Source organism: Candidatus Delongbacteria bacterium, from assembly GCA_020634015.1.
Lineage (GTDB): Bacteria > CAIWAD01 > CAIWAD01 > CAIWAD01 > CAIWAD01 > JACKCN01.
Genome location: JACKCN010000015.1, coordinates 1 through 16,947, shown reverse-complemented (window position 1 = coordinate 16,947; position 16,947 = coordinate 1). Strand labels below are relative to the sequence as shown.

The 16,947-nt window shown below is 63.3% G+C and carries 10 protein-coding genes; 2 read left to right on the top strand and 8 right to left on the bottom strand.

The annotated features are described in order from the left end of the window. Positions 1 to 630 precede the first annotated feature (630 nt). On the top strand, positions 631 to 2,106 hold the full coding sequence (locus H6678_15480) for a T9SS type A sorting domain-containing protein (GenBank protein ID MCB9475203.1): 1,476 nt from the start codon (positions 631 to 633) through the stop codon (positions 2,104 to 2,106). Positions 2,107 to 2,733: 627 nt separating this feature from the next. Here H6678_15480 and H6678_15475 read toward each other — a convergent pair. The 8 genes from H6678_15475 to gcvT all read right to left on the bottom strand — a co-directional run bounded on the left by H6678_15475 (position 2,734) and on the right by gcvT (position 15,726). Next, positions 2,734 to 5,583 (bottom strand): S8 family serine peptidase, encoded by a 2,850-nt coding sequence (locus H6678_15475; GenBank protein ID MCB9475202.1) that lies wholly within the window; start codon positions 5,581 to 5,583, stop codon positions 2,734 to 2,736. 256 nt (positions 5,584 to 5,839) lie between these two features. Then, on the bottom strand, positions 5,840 to 7,120 hold the full coding sequence (locus H6678_15470; GenBank protein MCB9475201.1) for a glycosyltransferase: 1,281 nt from the start codon (positions 7,118 to 7,120) through the stop codon (positions 5,840 to 5,842). Between the two features lie 17 nt (positions 7,121 to 7,137). Next, complete coding sequence (locus tag H6678_15465; protein ID MCB9475200.1) at positions 7,138 to 9,459, bottom strand: polysaccharide biosynthesis tyrosine autokinase; 2,322 nt, start codon at positions 9,457 to 9,459, stop codon at positions 7,138 to 7,140. Then, on the bottom strand, positions 9,456 to 10,544 hold the full coding sequence (locus H6678_15460) for a flippase-like domain-containing protein (protein ID MCB9475199.1): 1,089 nt from the start codon (positions 10,542 to 10,544) through the stop codon (positions 9,456 to 9,458). Before H6678_15460 ends, H6678_15465 begins: the two co-directional genes overlap by 4 nt. A gap of 48 nt (positions 10,545 to 10,592) precedes the next feature. Further along, entirely contained in the window at positions 10,593 to 11,237 is a 645-nt protein-coding gene (locus H6678_15455; protein ID MCB9475198.1) for a hypothetical protein, read from the bottom strand. Between the two features lie 112 nt (positions 11,238 to 11,349). Further along, positions 11,350 to 13,830 carry a hypothetical protein gene (locus H6678_15450; GenBank protein MCB9475197.1) on the bottom strand — a complete coding sequence of 827 codons (2,481 nt, stop codon included), beginning with the start codon at positions 13,828 to 13,830 and terminating at the stop codon, positions 11,350 to 11,352. Between the two features lie 13 nt (positions 13,831 to 13,843). After that, positions 13,844 to 14,626 carry a 2-phosphosulfolactate phosphatase gene (locus tag H6678_15445; protein MCB9475196.1) on the bottom strand — a complete coding sequence of 261 codons (783 nt, stop codon included), beginning with the start codon at positions 14,624 to 14,626 and terminating at the stop codon, positions 13,844 to 13,846. Next, positions 14,623 to 15,726, bottom strand: a complete 1,104-nt coding sequence (gene gcvT / locus H6678_15440) for a glycine cleavage system aminomethyltransferase GcvT (protein ID MCB9475195.1) — start codon at positions 15,724 to 15,726, stop codon at positions 14,623 to 14,625. Before gcvT ends, H6678_15445 begins: the two co-directional genes overlap by 4 nt. 249 nt (positions 15,727 to 15,975) lie before the next feature. On the opposite strand from gcvT, the gene H6678_15435 reads away from it, so the two are divergent. Then, positions 15,976 to 16,947 (top strand): hypothetical protein (locus H6678_15435; GenBank protein ID MCB9475194.1); only part of this gene is annotated, 972 nt, incomplete at its 3' end.

The window sequence follows — 16,947 nt, the reverse complement described above, 5'->3', positions numbered from 1 at the left end:
GATGCTCCATACACATACCAGGTCCGTGCGGGTGCGGTCCAGATGGGCTCCGGAGTAAGTAGTGCTGTCTTCGAAGATGTAGTATTTGCCGATTGCAGGGCTCCTGACAAGGCCTCGATCCTGTTCCATGGTGTGTACGGGCAGGATTGGTACTCCACCGGATCCCTTACCCTGAGGCGCATTCACTGCCGGGGGACACAGGTCGAGACCACGGTGTTCCCGGCCCATGCCTTTCAGATCCACGCCACGCAAAGCCGCTTGATAGTGGATGGTTTCTACTGGGATGGTGGGGGTACCGATTGCCCAGTCCTGAAACAGTTTCACAGTGATATGGACTCATTGGCATTGTCGAATGTTCGAATCGTCAACTGTAAAGGGAAAGCCGAACTGCGCTGGCAGGGCTTCACACCAACGAACAACTCCTCCATTTGCAACATCTACTCGGAAGGCTGTCAACTGAGTCTAGGGGAGAGTGTGGTTGGAGCCAATGGCCCCACCATGATAGTTCGGAACCTCGAATTTGCTGGAGGCGATTCCACGAATCTTCTGACCGCAGCGATGAGGGCCGGCCCCGTCATCTTTGACGGTGTACATGTGCATCACAACCGGATGGCGACCGATGAGTCCTCCATGATCTATCTTTTCTCCGATACTGATAATGGCCATGTGCTGCGCAATCTGAACTTCCATGACAACATCCAGGGCGACAGCACCAACGCGGCGTTCAACTATCCCCACCCCTTCATCTCTCTGACGCGGTGTGACCTGATCGACGCCAGCATCCGCAACAACTCGGTGATCATGGCACCCGATCCGAACGTGGGTGATACCCCCGGCAATGCACCGGTTTACAACGCCATGGTCTGGATGGCCTGGGGAAATCGCAGGCTGGAGAATGTGCACTTCGAGAACAACCGCGTGGACGACCTGGATGTCTACACGGATGTCCGGCCCGAGTTTGAGCCCAGGGAGAACCGGGGGCGAGAGTTCATGGCCTGGGCGGTGGACACCATGGTGGTCCGCAATCTGACCGTGCGCAACAGCCGAATGGACAACCCCATACCGGAAGTGATCGCCTCCGATGGCATTGCCTACTCCGGCCCTGGTTTCACGCTTTGGTTTGATTCGGAATACCTGGACGCAAAAGGGATACTTCTTGAGAACTGTGATGATGGTGGAATCAGGATTGGCGGGGAAGGCGTGCTTGAGGGTGCTTGCCTTCGGAATGTGAAGCGTACGGCATTCGGTGTTCCCTCAAGTCGCGGAATCAAGAAGCTGCGCAATGTGTGTGTCGAAACGGTGTTGGGTGGCCCCAATTGGCTGCAGCCTCAGTATCAGTACTTGAGCAAGCAAGGACTTCTCTGGGGTTGGAACAACAATCAGGCGATCATTGAGCTGGACAATGTGACGGCTGTCGGCTGCAGCAACATCCGTCACCTGATCAGCCTCTGGACACCCACGACACTGATCGTTCGCAACAGTGTGTTCCACGGGAATGAGTACGATCAACTGATCCAGTTCATCACTCCCACACCTCAAACCTGGGAGTACAACATGGTCGAAGAGCCTGTGCCCGGCATCGGCAATCTGGTGGGCATGGATCCCCTTTTCGATGAGGAGCTGGGCGCCCCTTGGCTCTCGCCCATCTCCCCAGCCATCGACGCCGGTCATCCGGACACGGACTACGACGATATCGGAGACCCCGACAACCCCGGTTTCGCCCTCTGGCCCAGCCAGGGCACCACGCGCAACGACATCGGCTTCACCGGTGGACCCCATGCGGGCACGCTGGATCACCTGGTGGCCGTGCGTACACCGCTCAAGAAACCCCAGGCGCATCCGGGCAGCTTCGAACTGCGGCCGGCGTTCCCCAATCCCTTCAATCCCGTGACCACTCTGGGCTATGTCCTCAACCGCCCGCTGCAGGTTGAACTGTCCGTGTACAACGTGCTGGGGCAGAAGGTGCGGACAATCGTTTCCGGACTGGAGAGCGCGGGCGAGCACCATGTGCGATGGGATGCCAGTGATTTGGCCAGCGGAGTCTACATCGTGAAGCTGTCTGCAGGCGGGGAATCGCGGACGCAGAAGATCCTGCTGCTGAAATAGGACGCCCCGCAGGGGCGCTGTTTCCCCAACCCAAAGCGACGCTTTGGGTTGTGTCGCATTCATCATTCCATACACCAACTGCGCCAAGCCACACATGGCCCCCATCCCATCACGCCTTCGGCGTGCCTTCCCCCGCTGGCGCGAGGGAAGGTGATCATGGCTTCGCCCCGGCACACAATCGCTGCCAGCCAAGCCCCGAATGGGGCATCACACATCCGTAGCCCGTGGGGAATCCACGGGCGGGCGTGGGCGGATCGCGTGTGTGGGGCTGGCGGGGCGAATCTGTCGTTCTATCCCTGTGCTCAGGTGGGTGGTGACACACTCGCGGAGCAAGACACAACTGGTCCGTCATGCCACGAATGGCCCCCATCCCACCCTGCCTTCGGCAGGCCTTCCCCTGCTGCGCGAGGGAAGGGATGATGGCTTCGCCTCGCTGGCGATCGTCTCCTGCCAAGCCCCGAGCGAGGCATCATGCATTCGTTGCCCGTGCCGTTGCTGAAGTGATGTGGCTCGTGTCACATGAAAAGGGCCCCGCTTTGGGGCCCTTGCAATGTCTGATGGGTTGCGGATCTTGAGGCAGGACGCCCGTGTGTGGCTTTTCATGATGCACCACACATTCGATGAAAGTCAGTTCTGGGCGACCACGCGGAAGCGGCGGTTGCCCAATGAGCGCGGCTCCATCCACTGGGTGTCCGCGGTTGTGCCAAGCACCTGCCAGGGCCCGCCATCGATGGAGCGTTCGATGCGGTAGGAACTCGCCCCGCCGCTGGCAGTCCACTGCAGGTGCGTCATGCCACCCACGGTCGTGATGCTCAGGTCCTGCACGGGCAGGGGCGGTGCATGCTGCGGCTCACCCAGTCCGGTGGTGAACAGCACGACCGCACCACTGACGATGGGTACGCAGGTGGGCGACAACAGCCCTCCGGGTGTGTTGCTGCCATCAAAGCGGCCATTCCAGATCTGCAGCCCGTCCTCGCCATCGGGGCTTTCGATGCCCACCGCGGTGTTGTCCGAGTTGCTCACGGTTCCGTACCAGAAGACGATCGAGCCATCCCCGCTCAGGCTGGGGTGCACGGCGGGGTCCAGCAGGTGTACGGCAAAGGTTTCCAGCGCGGACGTGGGGGTCAGCTGACGGATGTGGTTGTACTCGATCACGAACTGCCCACCGGCCTGATCGTACCAGGTGGACACGCTTCCGCTGGCACTGACCTGGGGCGAGAGGTCTTCCCAGAAAGGAGCCAGCATGGCAAGCGGACCGTCATCCGGATCGGGGATGTCAAAACCCGAGAAGTCCTCGCTGTCGCTGTAACCCAAGGCGACCCAGCCGTTGGCCGAGACCGAGATCTCGCTGAATGCTTGTCCGTAATACATGAAGACGAAGGGCAGGTCCAGGTGGTGCACGCGGTTGTCATCGGACTGACCAAAGACAAGAGCCGTGCCGGGGCCTCCGTCAACGGGGTCGATCGGGAGATGCACGAAGTTCTCCACCCGGTTCACCCCCTGAAGCACAACGTCGCTTCCCTGAGGACTCAACTGCACAATCTGTTCATCCCAGTCGCCGTCCGCCAGATCGAAGGCCCGGTACCCATGGGCATCGGGGCCCAGTGGCACACTGACTGCGCCACTGCTGCCCTGGCTGCGCACCACATAGGTCTCGCCCGCCGGCAGGGTAAACTGGAAACTGCCGTCGAACGCCGAGTAGATGGGATCCAGAGGTGTGTCCAGGACACTCACCAGAGCCGCCTGCAAGGGATTGCCACCCGCATCGTGCACCACGCCGGACAGCACCGCATTGGGCACCGCCTGCAGGACCCAGTCCCGGACCAGGTCTTCGCCCTCCACCAGTTCCAGCAGGGCCGATTGGCTGGCATAGCCCCAGACACTGACCGTGAAGGTTCGCGGCTCGGCCATCAGGGTCACGCTGTAGCTCCCGTCCGGTTCGGTGAATGCGTCGATGCCGGCGCCGTCCACACGGATCCTGGCGCCCGCAAGCGGGGCCATGCCCTGGCCGTCGCGCACCACACCGGACACGGTGACCCAGTTGACCATCGCGGCCTCCACGGCAGCGTAGGCGTTCACGAAACCATGGCCGTAGACATTGTCCTCACCGGGCGTGCCCAGATCGGTGGCCGTGTCCATCAGGATCTGCTTGATGCTCTCCACATCCAGCTCGGGATTGGCGCTGCGCATCAGACCCACCACACCGGCCACGTGGGGACCGGCCATCGAGGTGCCCGAGAGCAGGACATACCCCGTGGGATTGAAGCCATCCGCCGAGTAGATGTCGGATCCGGGGGCCACCACTTCCGGCTTGATCGGAAAGTCCGAGGTGCAGTTGGTGGGTCCACGGCTCGAGAAGTCACTGATGGTGAAGGGGGCCGTCTGGATCGTGCTGCCCACACTGAAACAACTGGTGGGCGTGAGCGCGCGGTCAGCCGGACTGCGCAGGGTGGCGGCACCGGAGCCTTCGTTGCCCGCGGACCAGGTCAGCACCACACCCGCGGCCTCGCAGTTGTCAATCGCAGTCCACCAGCGGCTGTCGCAGTCGACGTATCCCGAGAAGAATTCGGCCACGCCCCATGAGTTCTGGATCACGTCGGGCACTTCGGCATCAGTGTCCGGATTTCCGTCCGGATCGGAGAACCACTGCAGGGCATCCAGCACATCGTTGTCGAACCCGGCTCCAACACTCTGGTTGATGGCGTTGCAGGCGATCCAGGTGGCCTCCGGTGCCACACCGATGCTGTCGCCACTGGCCAGGCCTGTGATCGTGCCCATGACATGGCTGCCGTGTCCGTTTCCGTCCGATGGCGTCGTGCTGGCGCCCAGCACATCCAGCCAGCATTCACTGGCGGGAGCATCGTTGCCCCGCCAGCGCGATACAAGCGACTCATGGTTGACATTCACGCCCGTGTCCAGATTGCCCACGATGGCCCCTTCGCCGCGGATGCCCAGCTCGTACCACACCCGGTCCACGTCCATGGAGCGCAGGGCTTCGGTGATGCCGATCTCGCGCTCACCTTCTCGCGACGCGGTAGAAGCAATCGGCTCGATCAGTTCAACCACCAGGTCGGGCTCAACGACGGACACTCCGTCCATCGCAGCCAGTGCCGGCACCATGTCCGCGGTGGTGCGCACCACGAACGCGTTCACCAGCCAGTACGGTGTGTACCCAAGCACCTTGCCCGCCAGCTGCAGATCCTTCAGACCTTGTTCGACTGCGGGCTGGGAGCGCGCTGCCACATCCTGGAGCGAGCGGATGACCCGGGCGTGGCGCACGGCCATGGGAGTGCGCGCCTCGTGCATCTGGCGGTCCAGGACGGAAATCGGCGCCTGGTCCTCCAGAACCACCAGAACCTTCAGTTCTTCCAGGTCGGGAGTTCGGGACAACAGAGTCTGCAGACCGGGAGAGAGCTCGCCCGCCTTCAGAATCAGGCTGGTGGCCAGAACGATCAATCCGCTGATGACAGGGCGCATGGGTCCTCCAGTGAAAGTCTCTCTGGCCAGCTGAGTGGCGTACCGGGAGAGCAGAGTGTATCGTGTGTCAGACGCTGTGTGACCGGACTGCCAGGGAAGGCTGAGAACGAATGTGCCTCGCAGAAAACGAAAGCACCTGTTCCTGAACGACTTGCGTGAAGCAGTCCCAATGAATTCCTCGTGTGTCCGGCTGGATCTCCCACCGGAAGCAAAGCATGTGCCAGCCCTTGCGGGTGCCGACAGACCAGCGTGGGCGTCAGCCCAATCCCCGCGCCTGCCGAGTCTCCACCAGCCGTTCCAGTCGGGAAACCGCGCAGGCCAGGCCATCCTCGGCCTGCAAGGCGTGCCCCAGATTCCGCGCGCGCATGCGCAAACTGGCGTCGTCGCAGGCCTGGGTGATCCGCTGGGCCAGTGCCTGCGCGGTGAGCCGATGGCGCGGCAAAGGGGCCGTGGCCACGCCCAGCTGTTGCATGCGCCGGGCCCACCAGGGTTGCTCGAAGGCCCAGGGAACGGGAATCGAGGGAATGCCCGCGCGCATGGTTTCACCGGCCGTGCCCGCCCCCGCGTGATGCACGACCGCCGCGCAGCGGGGAAAGAGCCAGTCGTGGGGCAGATCGTCGGCTCGATGCACCGTCTCCGGCAATCCACGGCCCTCTGTGCCGCTCAGCGATGTCTGGATCACCGCCCGGCGACCGCTCAGCTCCAGCGCCTCGAGCACTGTGGACAGAGTGCGTTCCGCTTCGCCATCGGCCATGCTGCCGAATCCGATCGCCAGCGGTGGCGGCCCCGCCGCCAGAAAGCGCTCAAGTTCAACGGAAGGGCACCAGCCATCACTCACCAGACGCCAGTAACCACAGGTCTGGACATGTGAGGACCAGTCGGGCGGGCGTGGCACCACGTGTTCGCTGAAACCGCAGAACAGGTCACGCTGGAACTTCAGCCAGCGAGCCGCAGTGGAGGCCCCCACGGGGCCCAAGCCCAGCCGGGTGTCGCGCCAGTGGTTGAACGTGCGTGAGACGAAGGGCCAGAAAAGATGGGCCGGAGCCGTGTAGCTCATTCGATTGAGCCAGGGCCCCAGGGAACGGGTGCCCATGAATGGTGAGGGGAACTGGCCCGTGGGTGCCATCGGCTGCAGGGACAGACAGGCCTGAACGGGTCCTCCGGTCTCCGCCAGCGAGGCGGCGAAGGCCAGCAACTGGGGGCTGATGCACAGCAGTTCGGCATCCGCGGCTGCCTCCAGACAGGAATCCTGCAGGCCTTCTAGACCTTCGCGAATCAGGCCCATGCCGCGGAAGAACTCGCCAAAGAAGCGTCCGCCCCGGCGCTGCCCGCCGCCTGCGGTCATCGTGTGCATCAGGTCATCTATCGAGAGCCCGCGCAGTACGTGAACGTCCATGCCATGTGATTCGGCCAGCGGACGGAAGACATCGTGCGTGCCCAGTCTCACGACGTGACCCGCCTGCTGCAGCGCGAGCGCCAGAGCCAGCACGGGTTGCACGTCACCGCGGGAGCCCACGGCCAGGACGGTGATTCTCACGCGGGCCGCCTTTCCGCTCAGGCCTCCTGGGGTGCGCTCCGGCGCCGCTTGCGCCGCTGGCGGTCCTTGCGCCCGTTGTCCTTGCGGTAGTAGTAGTAGTTGTCGTAGTAGTGATAGTAGTAGTAGTAACTGCCGTAGATCCGCTTCAGGTCGTAATCGTTCAGGATCATGCCCATGATGTTGGCCGAGACGGAACTGAGGCCCGAGAGCGCCAGCTGCAGTTCGCGGCGGTGGCTGTGGCGACTGCGCACCACCACCATCACCCCGTCGACCAGCTGCGAGATCACCACCGGGTCGGTCACCGGCAGCACGGGTGGCGTATCCACCAGCACGAAGTCGTAATGGGCGCGCGCCCAGTCCAGCAGGTCACGCATCTTCTGGCTGCCCAGCAGCTCGGCCGGGTTGGCCGGAATCGGGCCTGCGGTGATCACGTACAGGTTCTCGATGTCCGTATCACACACGAGTGCCTCGGGCTGATGCCCGTTGCCCAGCAGGTTGCTCAGGCCTTCGCCGCGTTCCAGGCTGAAGTTGCGGTGGGCCGTGGGGCGGCGCATGTCCGCATCGATCAGCAGGGTGCGCCGTCCGGTCTGGGCAATGGTCACGGCCAGGTTGGCGCAGGTCAGGCTCTTGCCTTCCTGGGTGGTGCTGGAAGTCACCATCACCACCTTGCGTTCGCTGGTCTTCTCCTCGCTGCCGCCCAGGTCGATCAGCAACTGAGTACGCAGGCTGCGGTAGGCCTCGCTGATGGGGCTCTTGGGGCTGAAGTGGGTGATCAGCTTGTGCTGGATCTTGGCCCGGTACTCGGAGCCCAGCCCTTCCAGCTTCTCTTTCTTGAGCACCGTGTCCAGCTTGCGCACATTGATGCTGGGTATCACACCGCGCACCGGCCGGTTGAAGCTCTTCAGATCCTCGGGCGTGATCATCCGGCTGTCCAGCAGGAAGTTCAGCAGCGAGAGCCCCAGGCCCAGCAGCAGACCCACGAAGATTCCGATCAGCAGGTTCAGTTTCTTGTTGGGGCTGATGGGTGCTTCGGGCACCTCGGCCGTATCGATGAGCTGCACGTTGCCGATCTTGCCCGCGGCCATCACCTGATTTTCCTGGTACTTCTCGGTGAGCAGGCGGTACAGTTTCTCGTTGATCTCGACTTCGCGTGTGAGACGCACATAGTCCAGACTGGTCTCGGGCAGACGCGCCAGCTGGGCCTCGAAGGCCTGCACGGTCTCTTCCTGCAGACGGCGCGTGCTGCGCAGCGCCTTGTTCTCCACATCCAGTTGAACGATGCGGTCAAAGGTCTGCTGCATGGTGCCCAGCGGATCGGCGGACTTCATGCCCGTGGCGGCCAGCTTGCGTGTTTCGGCCGACAGGGCTTCGCGCAGGCGACGCAGCTCGTCTTCCATCTTGGTGATGTACTGCTCGCTGCCCGTCTCGCCCTTGGCACGGATGCTGGCCACATCGGCTTCACGAAGGGAAATGTCGTCCACCAGACGGTCAATGGTGGCGTTGTTGAGATTCTCGAGATCCTCGATCACGGACGACTGCCCCTGCGAATAGTTGGCGCGCAGTTCGCCCAGGGTGATCTCATTGGACTGAAGTTCAAGATCGATCGCGTTCAACTGGGCACGCGCCGAGGCGCTCTGCTCCACGATGGCCTGGGTTTCCACATCCAGGGCGGCCAGCTTGGTGTCTTCCTTGAAACCCGCCAGATGCAGTTCGGCCTCGGAAAGCCTGGCGTGCACCTGGTCCAGCTGCGCCTTGAGGAAATCGGTCAGTTCGGTGTACTCGGCACGGCTGAACTGCTGATTCTGCTCCTGGAACTTGCGTGTGACCGTGTTCGCCAGATAGGCCGCCTCGAATCCCGAAGGGGCTTCCACGCTGATCGCGAGCACGTTGGAATTGCTCACCTGCTTCACGGTCAGCGCACCCAGCAACTCGTTGGTGGCGAAATCAATGCTGTTGCCCAGCGGTTTTTCAGGGTAGCCCAGCAGGTACAGCTGGTCCGCGTACTGCGAGCCCATCACTTCCTGCACCGCCTGCAGGGCCAGCTTGCGGCTGCCCAGGATCTGCAGCTGGTCGGTGATGCTCAGCGAGGGCGTGTTGCGCACCGAGTTCACCAGCGCGCCGGACTCCCAGGGGTTCTGGGTGATCACCATCGCGGTGGCCGTGCTGCGGTAGACGTATTCCAGATTGGAATTGAGATACAGGGTGATGCTGACGGCCAGGACCAGGAAACCCACGATGTAATACCGCCCCTGGAACAGGCTGCGGTACAGGTCCAGCAGGGTGATGCCGTGCAGGCCCGACTCGTCGTGGGAATGGCTGGAATGTCGCTCGCTGTTCATGAACGCTCCTGCTGGATCGAAATCAGTTCCGCAAAACGGATACGAAGTGTGAACAAGGCCAGAAAGCCCAGACTGGTGAGCACCACATAGGTCAGGAAGTGATTCACCAGCGCGAATCCGGCGGCTCGGCTGGCATCCGCGCCCAACAGCCCCAGGCCAATGGCCGTGAAGTACTGGCTGGTGCCGATTGCCCCGGGGGCGGCCGGAATCATGTAACCCACCGTCACGAACACCAGCACCAGCAGGATGGAGCCCAGCGGGTGCGCAGCCAGCAACGGCAGACTGATGCTGTTGAGCCCCATGGCCAGCATCATGGTTTTCAGAGACAGGTAGTAACAACCGTACAGGATGCCGGTCAGGACGACCAGCCACAGTGTGCGCCAGGGCGATTCGAGGATCGCCAGGCCCTTGATGAACGAATCCAGGAGCCTTGTCACCATATCGGCAAGTCTGGCAGGCAGAATCAGCGCCATGCGATTCAGCCGGCTTTGCACACGCTCACGGAAAACGACCAGAGCAACCAGCAACACCAACCCCGTGCCAACGATCCAGCTCAGGGTGGGCAGCAGCCCGTGCACCAGGGGTCCCCGGTCACCCAGGATTGCCAGCGGCACGAACACCAGCAGGGCGAAGAGGCAGCCCAGCGCGCCCAGCATGTCGAAGACCCGTTCGAGCACCACGGTTGCCATGGCCGATGAAACCGGCATGCCCGCCTTGCGGGCCAGATAGATGCCGCGCAGCAATTCGCCCAGACGCATGGGCAACAGATTGTTGGCCATGTAGCCCAGATTGTTGAGGCCGAACATCACCCCGAAGCTCAATTTTTTCATCGGGTTGACAATCACCTGCCAGCGCACGGCCCGCACGCACATCGCCAGGATCAGCGAGCTGAAAGCCAGACTGAACCAGCCCAGGTGCATCCGCGCGATCTGCTCTCCCACCTCGGCCCAGTGGATCCGGTTGCGGAACAGCGCCTCGCCCACTCCGGCCGTTCCGTTCCAGAGCTGGGCCGGCGACGGGTCAAAGAGGAAGAGGTACAGGAAGATCAGCGACACCAGCAATGAGAACCAGTGGCTACGACTCATGAGCGTCCGGCTCCGGCAGTGCTGGATGGCGTGCGTGTTTTCATGCTTTCAGCGCAGATCGATCAGTTCAAAGCCCACCGGCAATTCGAAGTGGAATGCGGCTCCCAACGAATCGGGCAGACTGGCCCGGCTCCAGCCCTGGCGGTCCTGCAGGCGATAGGAATGCCGGTTGCCCTGGATGTCCTCGTAACTCAGCACTTCCAGCTGCCAGGCTCCCTGGGTGCGCGAGGCTTCCAGCGTGACGTCCTGCATGAACTGGCTGTCGCCGCGCGGAGTCAGCGGCACGATGCGCCGGTTCTGTTCCGGAGCCTGGGCCGTGCCCGCCTTGAAGCGCTGATCCAGCTCCACCAGCAGCTGCTGGGGCAGAATCACGTCCTCGGTCTGCCCCAGGGTTTCCACCAGAACCTGACCGCCTTCGTCGTGCCAGCGCCAGAGTGTCTTGCCGTCGGACAGCAGGTGCTGTCCGGCCAGATCCACCCGGAAGGCTTTCTGCTGCAGCAGCAGACGCCCCGAATCACTGGTGGACACCCCCTCATCCTTCCAGAGGCATTCATGTTCGAAGGCGATGCGCCAGGCCTCGGAACCGGCATAACGGGACTTGATGTCCTTGAGCACCCGGTCGCCGTCCGCTGCCCCCGCCGTCAGGCAGAACGCCAGCAGCAAGCACAGGATCGTCCTGATCAGTCCACTCATGGAGTGCCCTTCCTTATGGTCCAGCCCGCACTGCAGGCCAGGACATTCCGCAAGGCCCGCACCCAGCGAACCCGGTTCACCCCCTTCAGGGTTCCGTCAGCCCGGCTCGCGTTCAGAATGGGGCTGCGTCCTGACCGCCCTGTGCATTCTGGTCCAGCCAGCTCTCGTCCACCAGGACTTCCCGGGCCTTGCTGCCATCGAAGGGGCCCACGACCCCGGCCAGTTCCAGTTCGTCAATCAGGCGGCTGGCCCGGCTGTGGCCGATGCGCAGGCGCCGCTGCAGCACGCTGATGGAACCCTGCTTGCTGCGGATCACATGTTCGGCCGCTTCCATGAACAGGTCGTCGCGTTCGGCGGCTTCCATCGCGAAGGTCTTGTTGCCGGGGGCTTCACCGGGCAGACAGAACTTGTCGAAGTCCACGCTCTGGCGCCGGATGTGATCGATGATCCGGCGGATTTCCTTGCCGCTGATGAAGTTGTTGTGAATGCGCAGCGGCTCCGGCGTGGAGGTGGCAAGGTAGAGCATGTCGCCCTTGCCCAGCAGCTTGTCGGCGCCCATGGCGTCAATGATGGTGCGGCTGTCCACTTTCTGTCTCACGGCAAAGGCGATGCGTGCCGGGAAGTTGGCCTTGATCATGCCGGTCAGCACGTCCACACTGGGTCGCTGGGTGGCCACCACCAGGTGCATGCCCACCGCGCGGGCCTTCTGGGCCAGACGGGCGATGCTGAATTCGATGTCCTTGCCCGCGGTCATCATCAGGTCGGCCAGCTCGTCCACGATGATCACCAGGTAGACCATCTTCTTGGCGGGCACCCCGTCGGACATGGTGACGATCTCGCCTTCCTCGAAGGCTTCGTTGAACTCCTGGATGTTGCGGAATCCGGTTTCGCTCAGGTAGCGGTAGCGGCGATCCATCTCCCGTTCGCAGGCTTCCAGCACCGTGACCGCATCCTTGGGATCGGTGATCACCTCGCCTTCCAGCCCGGGCATCCAGGCCAGAAAATGCCTTGCGATGCGCTTGTAATCGGAGAGCTCGATCATCTTGGGATCGATCATCACGAACTGCACTTCGGTGGGATTGGCGCGCAGCAGGATCGAGCAGATGATCGAGTTGACGCACACCGACTTGCCCGCGCCGGTCTGCCCCGCGATCAGCAAATGGGGCATCGAGCGCAGATCGGCCACATAGGACTCGCCGCTGGATGTCTTGCCAAAGGCCAGCGCCAGCGGGCTCTTGGCGTTGACGAAGGCCTCGCTGTTGACGATGGTCTTCATGTACACCGTGTTGCGCACCTTGTTGGGAATCTCGACGCCCACCGCGGCCTTGCCCGGCACGGGCGCGATGATGCGGATGCGCTCGGCGCGCAGGGCCAGCGCCAGATCGTCGGCCAGTGTCACGATGCGGTTGACCTTGACGCCCGCCGCGGGTTCCAGATCGTAACGCGTGATCACGGGACCCGGGTTCACATGCACCACCCTGGCGTCCACATTGAAGTCGGCCAGAGTGGTTTCCAGCATGCGCGAGATGGACTCCATGTCCTCGGTGGTCACATGGTATTCGTCGTCGGGAGGATTGTTCAGCAGGCTCACGGGGGGCGGCTTGTAGCGGTACTCGCGCACCTTCTCGGCCTGGAAGCGCTTCTCTTCCTCGATGACTTCCTCGGTGACCTCGAAGGGAATCACGACCTGGCCGTCCTCGTCCAGCTCCGGTTCGGACTCCGTGTCCGGCTGGGAATCATCTTCCGCCAGAATGGGTTCGGACTCCTCGTCGGCCCCTTCTTCAGGATCGGACACGCGGGGAATGGGAGCCTCGGCGCGCTGGCGCATTTCCTCGCGCAGGCGCTCACGCTCGTTTTCCTGCTCCTGGCGTCGCCGGACTTCCTCGGCCTTCTTCAGTTCCTTCTCGAGCTTGGCCGCTTCGGCGGCCGCGGCTGCGGCGGCCTGTTCCTGCTCCTTGCGTTCCTTGGCCCGCTGACGATCGCGGGCTTCCCGCTTCTCGGCGCGTGACACGCGCCAGTCCAGCCAGCGCTCCTTGAGCCGTGCACCGAAGGCCGCGATTCCGTCGGTCCAGTGTCCGGGGCTGATGGCGAAGACCAGCGAGATCACCACCAGGTCAAAGGCGAGCACGATCAGCACCGTGCCCAGCAGGCTGGCTCGTTCGATCAGCCAACCCGAGAGCAGGATCAACCAGCTGCCGGCCCACCAGCCGCCCGAGGTGGCCGCTTCGTGCATGCCCGGCGCCAGAATCAGGCTCAGGCTGAGCGCGCCGGCCACGCAGAGCGCGAACTGGCCCAGCCAGAGGCGCCAGCGGGCGAGCACGCTTTCCTTGCGCATCATCAGCCAGCCGGCCTGGATCAGCATCACGGGGAAGACCAGCGAGAAGATGCGGCCCAGACCAAAGTTGATCAGCCCGTAACTGCAGTACACACCCACGATCGAAAGCGGGTTGAGCAGGTCGGCACGCGGGAGGTTCGGATCGTCCTGAGAATGGGCAAGCAGGACCGAGAGCAGCACGATCACGCCAAGGAAAAGCAGAGGGATGCCCAGGATCTGCAGGGGCGTCCCGGGTGTGCGTGTGCGCGCTCGTTTCATGGCAGGACCCGGTTCAGGAGAGGGCCGGTCCGTCGACGTCCACGGGCCGTGACTCCCGGAGGGGACTCGGCTCGGGCGCCAGGGTGATCCGTTCGTTGGCATAGAACGGCAGGACTTCCAGCGAATCGATCTGGGCACAGAGCGCCAGATCGCTCTCGAAACCAATCGACTGCAGATGCCGTCCGTGGCTGGCCTCTTCGAAACAGGCCTTCAGGTTGTCGGCATAGGAGGCCGCCAGCACCTGTCCCACGCGGGCCGCGTCGTTGAGACGCGCCTCGGGAAAATGCTCGACCAGTCGCTGCACGATCATGCCCGCGCAGACGCTGTCTTCCAGACAGAACTGGTCGCGCTGGCCGGCGCAGCAGATGGCGACCTGGCCGCCGGTTTCCTTGAGGAAGTTCACCACGCGGCTCATGTTGGCGAAACTGGCGATCAGCACGCGAGACGCGGATCGGAAGCGGCTGATGATGCGTGAGCCATTGGTCGTGAGGAAGACGATGTTCTGGTGACGCACTTTGGCGGCCGTGTACTCCGCCGGGCTGTTGCCGAAATCGAAGCCGGAAATCTTCTGGCCATTCCTTTCGCCGCCCAGCAGGCAGTTGTCGCGGCCCAGGCTTTCCACGAAGCCCGTGGCCTCGCCCAGGTCACTCACGGGAATCAGGCTGTGGCAGCCGTGAGCCAGCGCATGGCAGATGGTGGTGGTGGCACGAAGGACATCGATCACGACGACCGTGGTGTCCTCCTTGAGATAATCCTCGCCCACCTGGGGCAAGGTGAAGAACACGTCCATGTTCACTTGCAGGGTACTTCCGGATTGTAGAACGGTGTGGGGACCACACGTGCCGCCAGCCGGCGCCCGCGGATCTCCACCTGGAACTCGCTGCCCTCAGCGGCCAGAGCCGGGGGCAGGTAGGCCATGCCGATGGGGCGGCCCAGGCTGGGGCTCATGGCCCCGGAGGTGACCACACCGACTTCCTGGTCACCCGACCAGCAGCTGTGGCCATGGCGCGCAATGCCCTTCTCGACCAGCTCGAAGCCCACCAGCAGACGGGGTGCACCTTCGGCGAGATGGCGCTTGACCACCTCGCTGCCCTGGAAATCTCCCTTGCGGGCCTTGGTGATCCAGCCCAGATTGGCTTCGATGGTGCTGGTCGTGTCGTCGATGTCGTTGCCGTAGAGCGCGAACTTCATCTCGAGGCGCAGCGTGTCACGCGCGCCCAACCCGATGGGCTTGAGTCCGATGGCCTCACCTTCGCGGAACAGCAGCTCCCAGAGTGCCACCGCGTGCTCGTTGCGCACGTACAGTTCAAAGCCCCGCTCGCCCGTGTAGCCGGTGCGGGAAATGATGGCCGGAATGCCGCGCAGGTGTCCGTGGCGGAACCAGTAGTACGGCACCTCATCCAGACCGGGCTCGTCACTCAGGCCCACGATCAGCGGCCAGGCCAGCGGCCCCTGCACGGCCAGCAGACTCCAGTCGTCGCTCTGGTCGTCAATGGTGATGCCCGCCGGGCAGTGGGATTTCAGCCAGGCCAGGTCCTTGTCGCGGTTGGAGGCGTTCACGACCAGCATGAAGTGTTCGTCATCCTGACAATAGACCAGCAGATCGTCGACGATGCCCCCTTGGGGAGTCATCATGGCGCTGTAGTGAATCTGGCCATGCTTCAGCCTGGCCACATTGTTCACGGTGACCGAATCGAGGAACGCGCGCACGCCCGTGCCCGAAACGAAGAACTCACCCATGTGCGACACATCGAACACACCCGCCGCCTGGCGCACCGCCTGATGCTCGTCCAGGATGGATGTGTACTGCAATGGCATGCGATAGCCCGCGAAGTCAACGATGCGGGCACCCAGCTTCTCGTGCACGGAAAGCAGGGCAGTGGATTTTATACTCATTCCGGAACTCGAAGATGATGGGGAACAACCTGTTGTCACCCCGGGTGAAGGGCACGACACCCGCGCCCACAGGGGCCACCGATGAAGGGTGCCAAAGGTACGATTCAGCTCCCTAAAATGCCCCGCTGTCACGCCCCGGGGCAGGCCGCGAAACCCGACCCGCAAAGCCGACTGGACATGAGAACTTCAACCGCACCCTGCAGCAGGCACCCCATCCGACTCGTCCAGAGCGCCTCGGCACGAGCCCTGATGAGCATTCCCGGGCGCTGGCCCTCAGGGCATCCTCTGAGCGCGATGGGCGGGCTTGTCTGTCTGCTGCTGATGCTCTTGGTCAGCGGGTCCGGTCAGGCCCTCACCCGCCTGGAAGAAGACCGGGCCCGACTGGATTCGTTGCGCAACGCCCTGGATGCGCTCCAGACCCAGGCCGCCGAACTGGCCACCCGCGAGGAGCAGGATCTGCAGAAACTGGATCGTACCCAGCGTTCGCTGTCCTCGACCCAGAGCCTGATCCAGGAACTGGAATCCCACGGCCGCCGACTGGAAGAGCGCTCGGGGCGCACCCGTGAATCCATTCAACGGAGCGCCCTGCACCTGCAGAGTCTGGCCCATGATCGCGAGCTGAACGGAGCGGAGCACGCACGCCTGCTTGCCGAGACGCGTGCGGTGGTCAATCAGGTCTGGCGCAACCGTCGCCAGGATCCTCTCTACTGGTTGCTGGCATCCGGTGATGTGGGGGAAGCCTGGCGCCGGGCACGCTGGTTTCCCTGGTTCGGTGCGGGTGTCGAACGGGGTGCCCGCCGCCTGCAGGACAACGCCGCGCGGCTGGTCTCGCTGGAAAACCGGACGACCGCCGAACAGGAACGCCAGGCCGCACTGCTGAAGGATCTGGAAGCCTCGCGCCGTGAAGCGGAGGCCGCCAGGGCAGAAAACGAACGTCGCGCCCGCCAGCTGGATCAGGAACGGCTGACCCTGAACCAGACCCTCGACCGTGTCCGCACCGATCGCAGCCTCAAGGAAGCCCGGGCCCTGCAAACCAAGGAAGCCACCGGCAGCATTGCCGCGCAGGTACAGGCGCTGGAAGAACGCTGGCGCAAGCGCAAGCAACAGCAGGAGAGCGAAGCGGCCGGGCGCGAAAATCTGTCGCGCATTCTGAAGGAGAGCGAGGGCGAGACCCCGGTTGTGGAAGTCCCGGCCGCGCGCGAACCGCTCAGGACTCCTCCG